This is a genomic window from Paenarthrobacter sp. E2MeOHC11, assembly GCF_058744955.1.
In genome coordinates, this window is record NZ_CP196673.1 from 2623758 (window position 1) to 2636986 (window position 13229).

Annotated in this window: 13 protein-coding genes; 5 read left to right on the forward strand and 8 right to left on the reverse strand. The window is 63.8% G+C overall.

Translation table 11 applies throughout. The annotated features are described in order from the left end of the window. Positions 1-10: 10 nt before the first annotated feature. The 3 genes from ACSSVG_RS12315 to ACSSVG_RS12325 all read right to left on the reverse strand — a co-directional run bounded on the left by ACSSVG_RS12315 (position 11) and on the right by ACSSVG_RS12325 (position 2707). Positions 11-523: a hypothetical protein gene (locus ACSSVG_RS12315; protein WP_492415052.1), complete on the reverse strand. Its 513-nt coding sequence runs from the start codon at positions 521-523 to the stop codon at positions 11-13. A gap of 143 nt (positions 524-666) precedes the next feature. Further along, positions 667-2148, reverse strand: coding sequence for a WXG100 family type VII secretion target (locus ACSSVG_RS12320; RefSeq protein WP_492415053.1), 1482 nt, complete (start codon positions 2146-2148; stop codon positions 667-669). Positions 2149-2248: 100 nt separating this feature from the next. Beyond that, on the reverse strand, positions 2249-2707 hold the full coding sequence (locus tag ACSSVG_RS12325) for an Lrp/AsnC family transcriptional regulator (RefSeq protein ID WP_231340290.1): 459 nt from the start codon (positions 2705-2707) through the stop codon (positions 2249-2251). A 370-nt stretch (positions 2708-3077) separates the two neighbouring features. Between ACSSVG_RS12325 and gluQRS the strand changes: the two genes are divergently transcribed. Both gluQRS and ACSSVG_RS12335 read left to right on the forward strand, forming a co-directional pair. Further along, positions 3078-3965: a tRNA glutamyl-Q(34) synthetase GluQRS gene (gene gluQRS, locus ACSSVG_RS12330; RefSeq protein WP_492415054.1), complete on the forward strand. Its 888-nt coding sequence runs from the start codon at positions 3078-3080 to the stop codon at positions 3963-3965. A 25-nt stretch (positions 3966-3990) separates the two neighbouring features. Beyond that, positions 3991-5136 carry a serine hydrolase domain-containing protein gene (locus ACSSVG_RS12335; RefSeq protein ID WP_492415055.1) on the forward strand — a complete coding sequence of 382 codons (1146 nt, stop codon included), beginning with the start codon at positions 3991-3993 and terminating at the stop codon, positions 5134-5136. 47 nt (positions 5137-5183) lie between these two features. Here ACSSVG_RS12335 and ACSSVG_RS12340 read toward each other — a convergent pair whose 3' ends face one another. After that, on the reverse strand, positions 5184-5813 hold the full coding sequence (locus ACSSVG_RS12340; RefSeq protein WP_231340273.1) for a TetR/AcrR family transcriptional regulator: 630 nt from the start codon (positions 5811-5813) through the stop codon (positions 5184-5186). A gap of 103 nt (positions 5814-5916) precedes the next feature. Here ACSSVG_RS12340 and ACSSVG_RS12345 point away from each other — a divergent pair, with 103 nt between their 5' ends. Next, positions 5917-6708 (forward strand): SDR family NAD(P)-dependent oxidoreductase, encoded by a 792-nt coding sequence (locus tag ACSSVG_RS12345; RefSeq protein ID WP_231340274.1) that lies wholly within the window; start codon positions 5917-5919, stop codon positions 6706-6708. A gap of 101 nt (positions 6709-6809) precedes the next feature. Then, positions 6810-7346: an HD domain-containing protein gene (locus tag ACSSVG_RS12350; RefSeq protein WP_492415056.1), complete on the forward strand. Its 537-nt coding sequence runs from the start codon at positions 6810-6812 to the stop codon at positions 7344-7346. A 26-nt stretch (positions 7347-7372) separates the two neighbouring features. Here ACSSVG_RS12350 and ACSSVG_RS12355 read toward each other — a convergent pair whose 3' ends face one another. Together ACSSVG_RS12355 and ACSSVG_RS12360 are read right to left on the reverse strand one after the other, a co-directional pair. Next, positions 7373-8617 carry a low temperature requirement protein A gene (locus tag ACSSVG_RS12355; protein ID WP_231340275.1) on the reverse strand — a complete coding sequence of 415 codons (1245 nt, stop codon included), beginning with the start codon at positions 8615-8617 and terminating at the stop codon, positions 7373-7375. 115 nt (positions 8618-8732) lie between these two features. Next, positions 8733-10031, reverse strand: a complete 1299-nt coding sequence (locus ACSSVG_RS12360) for an ATP-binding protein (RefSeq protein WP_253464865.1) — start codon at positions 10029-10031, stop codon at positions 8733-8735. A 259-nt stretch (positions 10032-10290) separates the two neighbouring features. Between ACSSVG_RS12360 and ACSSVG_RS12365 the strand changes: the two genes are divergently transcribed. Continuing rightward, on the forward strand, positions 10291-11397 hold the full coding sequence (locus ACSSVG_RS12365) for an FG-GAP repeat domain-containing protein (RefSeq protein ID WP_492415057.1): 1107 nt from the start codon (positions 10291-10293) through the stop codon (positions 11395-11397). 16 nt (positions 11398-11413) lie between these two features. On the opposite strand, the gene ACSSVG_RS12370 is transcribed toward ACSSVG_RS12365, so the two are convergent. Both ACSSVG_RS12370 and ACSSVG_RS12375 read right to left on the reverse strand, forming a co-directional pair. Beyond that, the gene (locus ACSSVG_RS12370) at positions 11414-12175 is read right to left on the reverse strand and encodes an SDR family NAD(P)-dependent oxidoreductase (protein WP_492415058.1); all 762 of its coding nucleotides are present in this window, start codon (positions 12173-12175) and stop codon (positions 11414-11416) included. Between the two features lie 4 nt (positions 12176-12179). Further along, positions 12180-13103: a fumarylacetoacetate hydrolase family protein gene (locus tag ACSSVG_RS12375; RefSeq protein ID WP_492415059.1), complete on the reverse strand. Its 924-nt coding sequence runs from the start codon at positions 13101-13103 to the stop codon at positions 12180-12182. Positions 13104-13229 lie beyond the last annotated feature (126 nt).

Consider the following 13229-nt stretch of genomic DNA (forward strand, 5'->3'; position numbering starts at 1 on the left):
AACGGGCGGGTCAGTCGGCGGGGCTTACGTGAACGATGATGACGTGTTGGTCCTTGGAGCCGTCAAAGCGGAGGTCGTAGTTCACCTCAAGCCCCGTGCTGGTGCCTGAGGTCAGCGAGTAGTCGCTCTTTGACCCCGGATCCTCTCCGGCGGAGTCAATCCAACGCTCGGCATCATCGGAGTCGATTCCGTACTTCTCCACGCCGTCGCGGATGAGAGTGCTGAGTCCATCCAAGGAATCTGCGGTGAGGAAGTAGGTGACCTCAGTAAAGTCGGGCCGGGCATCCGTGGTCTTGAACCGGATGCGGTCCGTTTGGCCGTTGACCTCGCCACTGGGGCCCACGATCGTGAGGTTGATCTTGCCGGAGCCTTGAGTATTGATTTCCGGTCCGTAGCTATCCCCGGAAACACGCACGGCCGATTTCTGCAGGGTACCGCCACTCATGTCCAGCCGGGCCTGCTTGTCCGTCCTGATCCGGTCAACACCTGCGGCGTCGAGCGTGGAGAATTCCGAGGTAATCACTGTGCTCCCTTGGGAAGATGAGGACGTTTCTGACGGCTGGGACTGCGGAACGGGGCCGGGCATTTGGCATGCGGTCGTGGCCAGGAGTCCAAGACCGACAACCACGGAGAGTGCTGGCTGACGAAGCCCGCGGAACGGCCGCATCATTGGTGCACCTCCGCGTCGAAGCCATCCAGGAACCGGTCCATGATGCCGGGAATATTGTTGGTAGGCCGATACTGCTCAACGCGATCGTTGAAGTCTGATCCGATGATGTCCCTGGCCTCCTGCGGATCGTTGGCCAACAGGTCCTGGTAGGCCGGGAGAGTGTCTTGCTGGATCAGCGCCCACCGTTGGTCGGCATCGGCGATGTTGCCGTCCGGGAACCCAGTGGTGAAATCCGTGCGGAACTGTGCCGGGTTATCCCAGTTGGTGAAGGGGACGTTCTCGGGTCCCGGGCTCTCCACGCTGAATTCGTAAGGGAAGACCTCGGGATAGCTCTTGGCTCCAGGGATGGATGGCTCACCGGCCAGGGTGACCATGTAGGTCACGGCTTCCCCGCCAGGGTGGTTGCGCATGTTCGTGTAATCGTCAGCGATGATTTCGTTCTGCTCGCGGTACAACAGGGCTGTGTTGCCCTCCTTGACCTGTGCGGGGTCGCCGGAATCGATCTGTGCCCAAGCCTCTGCAGTTCCGGGGTCGATGGCCCCGGAATCACGGAGACGGTTGATCTCGTCGATGCCGCCATTCATGTACGCCTGGTGCTGGCGGGCCTGGTCCAGGAAGATCTCTTTGTTCATGTCCAGCATGGACGTCTCATAGAACTTGATCTCGGCATCGGTCATGCCGGCCAGTTGCTCGATCTGGTCCAGCACCGGGACGGGGATGTCCGACGCCGGGTTGTCGGCTATTTGCTGGGCGAGGTCGCGCAGCATGGCCATGTCCTTGAAGCCGCCGGCGAAGGAGGGGCCGATCATGTTGGCCATGCCGGCCCATTGGAGGTCCGGGTTGGCCAGGAAGGCCTGTCCGTAGAAGTCGTAGACCTTCTTGATGGTTTCCCAGTTGTACTCGGTGCCCTTGCTGGTGTCCCAAGTGGAGGGATCGATGCCCATCTCCCGCATGGCCTGCTGGTTCCAGTAATCGCTGAGGAATTGGGAGTATTCGGGTGACTTCTTTTCGATAAGCCCCGAATCGGCGGCCGCATCCATGGCTGCCTTGGCTGCGTCGGGATGTTCGAGCGCCCACCTCTTGAATTCGTCGCTTCGGAGGTATTCAGCACGTTCCCCGGGCGTCATGGCGTTCAGCAGGTCCGTGAGCTCCTGCCCGTTCCCGCCCGACGAACCAGCTCCGCCGGAGCCTGCGCCACCGGGACCGCCACCTGTGCTGGCAGTGTCCTGTTCCTGGGCGTTCTTGAGAAGACTCTCGGAGGCGGATTTTATGCCGGACGCCGCGCTCTGGAGGGCCCGCAGATGCGAGCTGTTCCACTCATGACGGAAGCGGTCGCCGTCGTTCCCCCGCCATGGACTGTTGGTGATTGACCCTGACAACTGTTGTCCCAAATCCGTGAGGCGGTCCGCTTTGCGGGCCAGTTCCTTGGCCAACTGGCGCAGCTGCGCGACGTCTGCGCCGTAGAAGTTGCCCGCCACTATGCCCCCAGATTTGTCTGCCGTTGATCTGTCCCATCCTAGGCCGGGGCCAGAGACCGGCACATGGGCACAACTGCCCTATGTGGATAAACGTGCGTGCCTACTCCTGAAGCAGGCCGGTGGTTCGATACGGAATGACTTCCCGGAGGAACATGCTGGTGGACGTTCGCACGATTCCAGGACATAGACGAATTTCCTCGGAGACCCGGTAAAGGTCGTCCGGGCTTTTGGCCACCACCCTGATAATGAGGTCGGTGTCGCCTGCGGGTGCATGGCATTCGAGGACTTCGGGGATGTTCCGGAGGGCGGCGATGGCTTCGTTCAAATGGCTCTGGTCGAGTTCTGCGCTGACCGCGGCGGCAACACCGCGCCCCAGGGCGGACGGCAGTACACGGCTGCTGTTCGGGCGCAGGGCCCCTGCCGCGGTCATCCGCTCCAGGCGGGATTGAACAGTCCCCCGCGCGAGGTGGAGCCTTTGGGCCAACACCATGATGGGCACCCTCGGGTCCTCATCAAGCGCGGCGAGGATCCGGCGGTCCGTGGCGTCGAGTTCCTGCAATGTGACCACTTCCTGTCCATGTTTTCACAGCAGACTGGTCAGATCGACCATTCTTATCGTTGTCCGTTGCACCAACTGTATGTCTCCTGCTCAAATGGTGACAACGAAGCAGGACGAGGCTACCGCCGGACCCCGCAGGCACCAGGCACCCGGAACACCACCCGGAGCCCTGCACAGGTTTCCCGCAAGGAAGCAGCCGCTGATTGACTCTTGTTCACAGCATTGTCATTCTGCACTCGCCCGTTCGTGCGGGCAGCACAGTAAGAGCCCCTGAGCCACCGGATCGTTGCGGTAGCTGAGGGGCTCTTGCGTTGCCGGGAGTTCAGGCGCACAATCCGCCCGGCCCGAAAGACCCGCATAGGCTTGGATCATGACTTCTGCTGGCCGCTTCGCCCCGAGCCCCTCCGGTGAGTTGCACGTCGGCAATCTCCGCACGGCCATCCTCGCCTGGCTGTTCGCGAAGTCCAGCGGCCGTGATTTCCTGCTGCGCGTCGAGGACCTGGACCGCGCCCGGTCCGGTGCGGAGGCGGAGCAGCTCCGCGATCTTGAGGCAATCGGCGTCGGTTGGGACGCCGCCGTCGTACGCCAGACTGAGCGCGCGGCGCTCTACGACGACGCGATCGCCCGCCTCACCCATGAGGGCCGTACCTATGAATGCTTCTGCACGCGGCGGGAGATCCAAGAGGCGCCGTCCGCGCCGCATGCTCCTCAGGGTGCGTATCCGGGCACGTGCCGACGGCTTTGCCACGCCGAACGTGAGATCCGGCGCGCCTCACGTCCGGCCTCGATCCGCCTGCTTTCGGACGTTACTGAGTGGGCTGTTGAGGACCAGTTGCATGGCAAGTACGTGGGCGTGGTGGACGACTTCGTGCTGCGCCGGAACGACGGTGTAACCGCCTATAACCTGGCAGTCGTGGTGGACGACGCCGCCCAGGGAATTGACCAGGTGGTGCGCGGCGACGACCTCCTTCCATCGACTCCCCGGCAGGCGTATTTGGCTACGCTGTTGGGCCTGCCGACTCCGGAATACGCCCACGTTCCGCTGGTGGTAAACCACGACGGCGCCAGGCTGGCCAAGCGGGACGGCGCGGTCACGCTGGGCGACCTCGCCGCCGTCGGAATTCCTGCGGAACGGGTGCGGGACCTGATCCTTGAATCGCTCCATCTTCCAGCCGGTCCGTTGCCCGGGGCTCTCCCGGCATTCAGCCCTGGAACCCTGCCGAAGGAGCCTTGGGTGTGGATAACGCCCCGAAGCTGAGAGCCCCACCACGTAGGCTGTCTGGATGCATTCACAGGTGATCGCCCCAGGTTTTGAAACTGTCGCCGAGCTCTTCGGCCGTTTCCTCGACCAGGATCCGGACTACTCGGCACAAGTCGCGGCCTACCACCGCGGCGTCAAAGTGCTGGACCTTAGCGGCGGACCGCACACCCGCCCGGACTCGGTGACTGGCGTATTTTCGTGTTCCAAAGGCATGGCGGGACTGGTCATGGCGCTGCTGGTCCAGGACGGAGTTCTGGACCTTGATGTCGAGGTGGTCAAGTACTGGCCCGAGTTTGGCGTAGAGGGCAAAACGTCGATCACCGTTGGGCAGCTGCTGTCCCATCAGGCCGGGCTTTTGGGCGTAGAAGGCGGGCTGACGCTTGAGGAGGTTAATAACTCCGAGCTCGCCGCAGTGAAGCTCGCCAAGCTGCCACCACTGTGGAAACCGGGCGCGGCGTTCGGATATCACGCGCTGACCATCGGCATTTTTATGGAAGAGCTGTGTCGCCGTATCACCGGTTCCACGCTGCAGAAAGTCTTCGAACAGCGGATCCGCGCGGTGACCGGAGCCCATTTCTACCTCGGGCTGCCCGATTCCGAAGAAGCCCGGTTTGCCCCGTTCCGTTGGACCGCCGATCCTTCGTGGCCATGGGTGGATCCCGCCAGCCACTTCGGCCTGGCGGCCAACTCCGCGGTGGGTGAGATCCTGGACCTGCCCAACATCCGCGAAGTGAGGGCAGCAGGGTTGAGTTCCGCTGCCGGCGTGGCGAGTGCCGAAGGAATGGCGAGGATCTATGCGGCGGCCTTGACGGGCTTCGTTGGCGAAGGCGACGCTTCAGTGTCCGACGGTCAGGCCGCCGTCGCGCCTCTTCTCACCGAGGAAACGATCCGTGCGGTAACCGCCGAACGGGTGTTCGGGATTGACCGCGTTTTCGGGGAAACAGGCTGCTTTGGCACAGTTTTCATGAAGTCGCACAGCCGGATGCCGTTCGGCAGCTACCGCGCGTTCGGACACGACGGCGCCAGCGCATCGTTGGGGTTCGCGGACCCCGTGTATGAACTCGGCTTTGGGTACGTGCCGCAGCAGGCCGAGCCCGGGGGAGTGGGCTGCCGCAACTTCCAGCTGAGCTCGGCGGTGAGGGAAGTGATCGCGGGGCTCGCTGCCTAGCTCTGCTCGCTGCCTAGCTCTGCTGTGCGCCTGGCTGTGCTGTGCGCCTAGCTGGGCTGCGCTGCTTGCGCGAGCTGCGCGGAACGGACTCCGGCCGCCATGCCGGCCCATAACGTGTCGGTGGTGGCGGCCACTACGGCGTCCACCGTTGTTCCCTCCAGATGATTGCCGGCCGCAAGCAGCGCGGCGCCGTGGAGGCTCACGAAGCACACCATGGCCAGCGTTTCGGGGTCGCCTGGAGCCAGGGCGCCGGCCTCCTGTGCCTCGGTGATCATGTCCTGGGCAACCTGGATCCCTTGCTCGCCTGTGCTTCGCAATTCGGTGCTGGAATCAGGGTGGTGCTTGGTGGAGTACATCACGGTCAGGAGGGCCGGGTGCGCAACGGCGAAGTCGACGTATGCCTTTCCAACCCTGACGAAGCGGCTGCGGAGATCGCTGTCGGACTGGGCGGCCTCCAGGATGAGGCTGTTCATCGACTCAAAGCCAGCCAGTGCCATCGCATCAATCAGGGCTTGTTTATCGCGGAAGTGCTTGGCCGGGGCCCCGTGGCTGACATTTACGTCGCGGGCGAGTTGCCGCAGGGAGAGTCCGTCAACGCCGCCTTCTTCGATGGTTTCCATGGCGCGTTCCAGGAGGGCTTCCCGGAGTTTGCCGTGGTGGTAGGGCTGCTCGATCATGGGATAAGTCTAGGCCAATGTAGTCATTGACAACAAAGTAGACACTGCCTACCATGTTGACAGTGACTACATCAGTTTCAGCCTCAAACCGATTGGATATGCCATGACCATGACCTACACCGGCACCACCGCACTCATCACCGGTGCCAGTTCCGGACTCGGTGCTGAATTCGCCCACCGCTTCGCTGCCCGTGGCTCCAACCTGGTCCTGGTTGCCCGGCGCGTGGATCGCTTGGAGGAGCTGGCCACGGAACTGCGCTCCAAGAGCGGAGTCACCGTGACGGTGCTCCCCATGGATCTGGGCCGCGCAGGCGTTGGCCGTGAGCTCTTCGACGAGCTGGCAGGCCGTGGAATCACGGTGGATACGCTGATCAACAATGCCGGTTTCGGCACCCATGGTCCTTTGGTCGAGGAGGACCCGGACACCATCGCGTCTGAGATTGCCCTGAACGTTGCCGCCCTCGTGGACATTACCCGCGCTTTCCTGCCAAACCTGCTCGCCTCCGGGAAGGGCGCCCTGGTGAATGTCGCCAGCACGGCCGCATTCCAACCCATCCCCGGCATGGCCGTTTATGGTGCCACCAAGGCGTTCGTCCTGAGCTTCACCGAAGCCGTGGCCCACGAGACCAAGGATTCCGGACTCAATGTCCTGGCGCTTTGCCCTGGAGCAACCCGCACCGAGTTCTTCGAAGTCCTTGGCGGTGAGTCCGCGGCCGTAGGCAAGATGCAGACCTCTGCACAGGTTGTGGGGACTGCACTCAAGGCCCTCGATCGCAAGGGAACACCCGGCAGCGTCGTCTCGGGCTGGGTCAACCGCATTGCGGCCGGGTTCGCGCAGCGCTTGCCGAGGGCCGTCACCGTCGCCATCGCCGCACGCGCAGTTCAGGATTGGTAAACAGGTCCCCAACCCGCAAAGCGCGCTTTCGGTCACTCAACAGCGGATAGCCTGAACATGGGACCAATCCCCGTGGTCCCATGTTCAACCCGGAGGCCCGCATGACCGAACCACGCTTCACTGTAGAGACAGCCCAGGTCCTGGCGGAGGTGGCCCACAACCGGCAGAAAGACAAGCTCAAACGTCCATACCGGGAACATGTCCTGGCCGTGGGCGATGCGCTCGCGGACTTCGACGAGGACATCCAGATCGCCGGCTACCTTCACGACATCGCTGAGGACACGCCCATCACCCGGCAGGCGTTGCTGGACATGGGCGTCTCTGAACGGGCGCTCGCGATTATCGAACGAGTCACCCGCCGCTTCCACGACGACCCGGAAGATTACGACGCCGGCATCCGTTACGTTGCCGAGGACCACGACGCCACGTTGGTGAAGATCGCCGACAATGCCCACAACTCGCTCCCTGAGCGGGTCCAAGCCCTCGCTGAGAAGTGGCCGGACAAGCCGCCGGTGACCCGCTACGCTGATTCCCGCCCAGTGCTGTACACGGCGGTTCCCCGCGAGGAAATCCTGATGATCCTGGAGCGGATCAATCCGTACCTGATCGCGGAATTGGACGAGATCGTTCCCGAGTAGGTTGGCCTCACAACGCGAAGAGAACCCTAGCCGGCGGCAGCTTCCAGCCGTCGAAGCGCTGCCGCCCTGCCCTTGTGCCCACGCCGTTCGTCGTAGGCGATGGACAGGCCCAGGACCACCATCATCTCCAGCATGCACAGCGGTACCGAAGCCCCGGCCGCCGCCATGGCGATGCTTCCCGCAAGGGCAAGGACCACCAGTGTGGTGCTCCAGATCAGTTCGCGGTCCCTCCCGAGCATGATGCTGTAGAGCGTTGTCAGGGACACCTTGAACAGGATGATCGGCAACGCGATCGAGGCGACCGCGGCGGCCGCAGGAATGTGGGCTTCGTGGTCGATGAAGTAGGCGGCGACATGGAGGCCGGCTCCCGTCGCGGCGATGGCAGCGAAGATGAAGATGTGCCCGTACCCGAAGACCCACGAACGGTTCCGCTGGAAATGGAGCGCCGGACCTGAGGGCAGGATGAAGTAGATCCACCACATGGCGAACGCCAAGCCTGTTCCGCTGAGGCCAACCAAGGCGGCATCCAGCGTCCAACCGTGCAAGGCAACGATCGCCCGCAGGGTTTCGATGGCGCCGATCAGGCACTCACCCAGGGCAATGATGGCCAGGAGTCCGTAGCGCTCGGCGATGTGGTGGGCGTGCCAAGGGGTGCGGATCTTGCGTTCGGCGAAGTACGGTGCCGCCATCTCCAGGATGAACAGGGGCGTGGCCATGAGGAACGTCGTGAGGACGTTCGCATCGATGAGGAGGACCGCCACCCAGCCGACCTGTATGGCTGCCACGTACTTTGCGTAGCGCAAACAGGTCTCGCGGCGTTCGGGGTCTTGGCGGGCAGCACGCAGCCACTGGAAGATCAGGGCCACCCGCATCACGATGTACCCGAGCACCATGGTGACGTTGTCCACGTGCTTGCCCTCGATGATGGAGTGGAACACTGGCTCGATGCCCATGGCCAGGATGAGCACCCCCAGCATTTGAACCATGGTGACGACGCGGAACACCCAGTCGTCGGTGTCGTAGGCGCTGGCGAACCAGGTGAAGTTGATCCAGGCCCAGATCACCGCGAACATGGCGAACGAAAATGCCAACAACCCTGGCCAGAAATGCGCCTCGGCCACGGCATGGGCGAACTGGCCGCCGGCAACACCGAATGCAATGACGAAGGTCAGGTCGAAGAACAGCTCCAACGGAGTGGCTGTACGGTGCTTTTCATGGGGATCGCGGCCGCCCATGCGGGAAAGCGCATGGCGAAGGGGATTCGTGGACATGGCTCAAAGATTACCGTCGCCAATGTCCCTGCGCCGAGATCGCCGGATTGCGTCCAGATTGCCGGATTGCTCCGGCGAACCCACACCGCTGCGGCGATCTCGCGAAAAAGTGCCCCTAGACCCGGCCCAGCACGTCGATGTCCTCCAGGAAGTCCTGGTGCACCTCCGGGCTCACAGTCGTCCGGGTGTCGCCAATCGCGTCGAGGTAGTCCTGGGTGGCCGGTCCCTTGCGTCCGTTGCTCGCAAGACCGGAGCCGTCGTCGTCGTACACGGCTTTTTCCAAAGCACGCTGGGAGGCGCTGCGGGCAGCGAACTCGATGTCTGCGGGCGAGAAGCCCTCGGTCCGTTCCACCAGTTGGGCGATGTCCACCGAGTCCACCACGGTGGCGGGGATGAATCGCTGCCACATGGCCTCGCGGGCATGGACGTCGGGCAGGCCGATGGGGATCACGTAATCAAAGCGGCCGTGGCGGAGGAACGCCGTGTCCAAGGCGCGGATGAAGTTGGTGGCGCACACCAGCAAACGGCCGGGTTGCTCGCGGAAGGCCGGGATGATCTTAAGGAGCTCGTTGGTGACACCCTGCAACGGCGACGGCGGATCCCCGGCACGCTGTGACGCGATTTCCTCCACCTCGTCGATGAACACCACGGCGTGCTCCAGTTCGGCGATTTCCAGGAACGTCTCGCGCAGCGCACCGGCCAGGCCCTTGGGATCAGCGGCCAAACGCGAAGGGAAGACCTCAACGAACGGCCACTCGAGCCGTGAAGCAATGGCCTTGGCAAAAGTGGTTTTGCCCGTGCCTGGCGGGCCGAACAGCACGACGGCGCGCGGCGGGACCACGCCGTATTCGTCGGCGAGGTCGGCCTCGGCCAGCGGCAGCACCAAGCGGCGTTCCAGCAGTTCCTTCTCACGGCGCATGCCCGCCACGTTCTCCCAGAGATCCCGCGCCAGGATCCGCCCGCCGAGCAGCCCCAATGCGCCCAGCTCCTGCCGCTGCACGGGAATGGTCCGTTCGAAGTAGCGCAGGTTCTTCTTCACCACGAAACCGCGGCCAAGGAACGCCTCTACGCGCGTCTCGGTTTCCGGCATCAGCGCGGACAGCTTGTTCAGGCCGTGGGGAGCCATGCGGTTCTCGACGGCGGACAGCAGCGAGGTTCCGATGCCACGGCCGCGGAATTCGGTGAGGGTGGCCAGGAAGACGATCCAGCCTTGGTCGTGCGCGGCGCGGCCCACTGCGGCGCCAACTACTTGATCACCCTGCACGGCCACCACCGCGTGGTCCTTTTCGCACGATGCCAGGACCTCGGACAACGCGTAGACGGGTTCCACGCCATCGGCCTTGAGTGATTCCCACAGGTGCAGGATGCCGTCGAGGTCGGACGAGTGGAAGTCCCTGATGCGCCAGTTGCTCATGGCCGTGTCTCCTGGGTTTGCTAAGTGAGTCGCCGTTGATTCCTTGTGGTTGAGCATAGGCGAACCGTGAGGGCCGGACGTTGCGGGCCAGTTGCGTTACGCAATGGAGGCACCGCAGGAAACAGCGCACGACGGCGGCCTGTCGCCCCCCGCGTTCGTCCCGCCGTCGGAGGCGCCTCCTAGGATGGGCGCATATGGCACCTTTCGAGGGAGAATCGTGGGCCTGTTTTGCGGGAAAAGAATCGGCGCGGCAGGAGTCATGGCTGCGTTGCTGGTGGGCACTACCTTGATGCCGGCCGCGCACGCAGCAGACGCCCGGGATGTGAGCGTTTATGGCCATCCGATCGTGGGCGCGGTCCTGTCCGTGGAAGGTGCGCCGGCCTACTTCGCCAACTGCGGTGGGGGCGGCGAGTCCAGCTATTCCATCCAGTGGCTTCGGGACGGCGAACCCGTGGAAACCAGTCCGCCCTATTCTCCATACCTCTATCCCTTGGAAGCTGATGACATTGGCGGCCGGATCTCTGCGATTGCCACTGGCTCGCCTACCAACTGCGCCGGCAAGGAAGTTGTCACCGGCGAGTCGGAGGAGATCCGCAAAGAACCAATGCGGGCGGAGGGCTTCACTGGCCGGGGCGTGTTTGAGCTGATGGCCCGCAGGCGCGACGGAACACTCTTGATGTACCTGGGGAGGGATGGGGTCCAAGGTTGGCAGGAAACCCGGCAAGTAGGCCCTGGATGGGACGCGTTTACCAGGATCTTTGCCGCCGGAGACTTCACCACTGACGGCATCACCGACCTCATGGCCACCGATGGTTCCGGGACGCTGTACCGCTTCCAAGGAACGGGTGACGGCGGGTTCTATACCTTCCGCTATGCCGTGGGCTGGGGGTGGAACAGCATGGACAAAGTGGTGGGTCCCGGCGATTTCAACGGCGATGGCCTCAATGATCTTTTGGGCAGCGAGGCGAACGGGGATCTCTACGTCTTCCCTTCGCATCCGTGGGGAGGTTGGAGTCCCAGGGTGAAGGTCGGCCAGGGCTGGGACGTCATGGACCTCCTGATCGGTCCCGGCGACTTTGATGGCGACGGCAACGTGGATGTCCTGGCCAAAGACAAGGCCGGAGGACTCCATCTCTACGGTGGAGACGGCGCAGGTGGATGGACCGGCTCACGCCGGATCGGGCAGGGCTGGAACGCGCTGACCAGCATCGGCAGCGCAGGGGACTTCAACCGCGATGGCTTCAATGACGTGCACGGTATTAACGCGGCCGGCGAACTGGTGATGTACTACGCCGATGGCCGCGGTGGTTGGAAAGGCGCCGAAACCGTTGGCTGGGGCTGGCAGATCTTCAACGGGCTCTTCTGATCCAGCCCCACACCGGTTACTGAACCGGCCGCAACCGCAAACCCTGCATGCCGCCGTCGACCGCCAGCGAGGTGCCCGACGTCGAACCTGACAGCGGGCTCGCCAAGTACGCGACGGCACCGGCCACCTCCGTGGGGTCAACCATCCGGCCGTGGGGCTGGCGGGCGTTGAGCGCGGCGCGCTCGCCGGAGGGATCAGCGGCCGAATCGAGCAGTCGGCCCACCCACGGAGTGTCCACGGTGCCGGGGTTCACGCAGTTCACGCGGATGCCCTCGCGCACGTGGTCAGCCGCCATGGCGAGCGTCAGGGACAGGACCGCCCCCTTGGACGCAGAGTAGAGCGCCCGCTGAGGGAGCCCTGCCGTGGCGGCGATGGAACAGGTGTTCACGATCGCGGCAGCCGGCGACTCACGCAGATATGGCAGGGCTGCCCGGCTGACCCGGGCGATTCCCACCACGTTGACGTTGAGGACGCGGAGCCATTCGTCGTCGTCGTTCGCTGCGATGTCACCTTGGGCGCCGATGCCGGCGTTGTTGATGACGATGTCCAGGCGGCCGAACTGCCTGGCAACGCTTTCGACGGCGGTACGCACCGAGGCGTCATCGGCAACGTTGCACTGCACGCCAAAGTGCGGGCTGGTTTCCGGGGCGAGGTCGAGGACCGCCACCTGCGCACCTCCGGCCGCCAGGCGGTCCGCGATGGCCGCTCCGATCCCGGAGGCGCCGCCGGTCACCAGAGCTGCGAGGCCTTCGAATTCATTGCCCACCGAGGTTGCCATCGGGTCAGGCAGTGGTGCTGGCGAAGGAAACGGCGTGGCCAGTACCTGTGGCCGAGCCGGACGTGGCCCGGAAGTACTCCTGGCGCTGACGGCCCAAGCCGTCGATCTCCAGTTCCACAACGTCACCCGGCTGGATGAACGGGAAGCGCCCGGACAGTGCGACGCCCTCGGGGGTGCCGGTGATGATGACATCGCCGGGTTCGAGGACCATGTACTGGCTGAGATGATGGACGATCGTGGCAGGGTCGAAGATCATGTCCGAGGTCGTGGAGTCCTGGCGGGCTTCTCCGTTGACCAGTGTCTGCAGGCGCAGGTTGCCGGGGTCGACGTCCGAGGCGGGAACCAACCACGGGCCCAAGGGAGTGGAGCCGGGGAGGGATTTGCCCTTGGTCCACTGTCCGGCCGCACCGGGGATCTGGTACTCGCGCTCGGAGAGGTCGTTGGCCACTGCGTAGCCGGCGATGCATGCTTCAGCCTCTGAAACAGAGGAAAGGTATGACGCTTCGCGGCCGATCACGATCGCCAGTTCAACTTCCCAGTCGTACTTTTCCGACGACGGCGGGATGGGGGCGGCGTCGAACGGGCCGGCGATGGTGTTGCTCGGCTTGAGGAAGACTACGGGAACCTCGGGCGGCGTCGCACCGGATTCGGCAGCGTGGGCCGTGTAATTCAGGCCGATGGCCACCACGGCACCGGGGCGGGCAACGGGAGCGCCGATGCGCAGGCCTGCGGCTGGGATTTCCGGAAGTTCCCCTTTATTCAGGGCCTCACGGGTGCGTTCGATGCCGTCGGAGGCGAGGAAAGTGCCGTCGATGTCGCTGGTCAGGCTCGAAAGGTTGAAGTACTTCTCGGTGCCGTCGGCGTCCTGGGCGATGACTGCCGGTTGTTCGTTTCCGGCCGTACCCAGCCTGGCGAATTTCAAGGTCATGGCTTCCTCCGTGCGTTCGGGACTAACATCCGAGCTCTAGTGTGCTGTTTCCCCCCCATAATACGGAAATGTGACCCATTGACAAGGCAGACATCGGATGTTTAGGCTCGGTGAAGAATCGTGACG

Bases quoted from the DNA above. Each gene is read 5' to 3' on its own strand.
- gluQRS (WP_492415054.1), top strand. From the start codon at position 3,078: ATGACTTCTGCTGGCCGCTTCGCCCCGAGCCCCTCCGGTGAGTTGCAC.
- ACSSVG_RS12335 (WP_492415055.1), top strand. From the start codon at position 3,991: ATGCATTCACAGGTGATCGCCCCAGGTTTTGAAACTGTCGCCGAGCTC.
- ACSSVG_RS12340 (WP_231340273.1), bottom strand. From the start codon at position 5,813: ATGATCGAGCAGCCCTACCACCACGGCAAACTCCGGGAAGCCCTCCTG.
- ACSSVG_RS12345 (WP_231340274.1), top strand. From the start codon at position 5,917: ATGACCATGACCTACACCGGCACCACCGCACTCATCACCGGTGCCAGT.
- ACSSVG_RS12350 (WP_492415056.1), top strand. From the start codon at position 6,810: ATGACCGAACCACGCTTCACTGTAGAGACAGCCCAGGTCCTGGCGGAG.
- ACSSVG_RS12355 (WP_231340275.1), bottom strand. From the start codon at position 8,617: ATGTCCACGAATCCCCTTCGCCATGCGCTTTCCCGCATGGGCGGCCGC.
- ACSSVG_RS12360 (WP_253464865.1), bottom strand. From the start codon at position 10,031: ATGAGCAACTGGCGCATCAGGGACTTCCACTCGTCCGACCTCGACGGC.
- ACSSVG_RS12365 (WP_492415057.1), top strand. From the start codon at position 10,291: ATGGCTGCGTTGCTGGTGGGCACTACCTTGATGCCGGCCGCGCACGCA.
- ACSSVG_RS12370 (WP_492415058.1), bottom strand. From the start codon at position 12,175: ATGGCAACCTCGGTGGGCAATGAATTCGAAGGCCTCGCAGCTCTGGTG.
- ACSSVG_RS12375 (WP_492415059.1), bottom strand. From the start codon at position 13,103: ATGACCTTGAAATTCGCCAGGCTGGGTACGGCCGGAAACGAACAACCG.